This window comes from Paracoccus salipaludis (assembly GCF_002287065.1).
Lineage (GTDB): Bacteria > Pseudomonadota > Alphaproteobacteria > Rhodobacterales > Rhodobacteraceae > Paracoccus > Paracoccus salipaludis.
This window is the reverse complement of sequence record NZ_NSJZ01000154.1, coordinates 1-539: the sequence shown is the minus strand read 5'-3', so window position 1 is coordinate 539 and position 539 is coordinate 1. Positions and strand designations below refer to the sequence as shown.

At 63.1% G+C, this 539-nt stretch carries 1 protein-coding gene; it reads right to left on the bottom strand.

The features are described 5' to 3' along the window. On the bottom strand, window positions 1-492 hold a 492-nt coding region (locus CK240_RS17960), incomplete at its 3' end, for a replication initiation protein (RefSeq protein ID WP_205957940.1). Between the last annotated feature and the right edge of the window lie 47 nt (window positions 493-539).

The following is a 539-nucleotide window of genomic DNA, read 5'->3' as shown; positions in this document are numbered from 1 at the left end:
ACCTTCCCACCAGAGCCGGGCCGCTTCATCCCTGTCCTCAATCATCGGTGGCGCGCCGGCTGTCTCCTGCTGACGGCGGCGTGCAACGCTGTGGCGCTCGTTTTCGCTGGCGGTGTCAGCGGCAGCATGCGGGTCCTTCCAACGCCAGCGGAAGGTAACGGCATGGACTGAACGTCCCTGTTTCTCTGGGCTCATGCTGACCTCGACCGTGCCGTAGTCGTTTACGGCCGCAAGGGCAGGTTCGAGCACCCATTGACGGAAGTTATTCCAACGCTCGTAGGACTTCTTGTCGGCCACCCCCATGAGGGAGCGCAGCTCGTCCAGGGTGAAGGTCCAGAACGGCCGCCCCAAACGCTTCTTGTCAGCAAGCAGCACATAAAGTTGGCGGCCGTGGCCGGTTAGACTGTGGGCTGCGCGGGCCTCGATCTTGGCAAAGTTCTGCGGACTGCGGAGGGCATGGACGCCTGCGGGCGGGATCAGTGCCCGCACCATTGAGCCACCTTGGGTAATTTTCCATTCAGCCAGCAAGACCGCGCCCC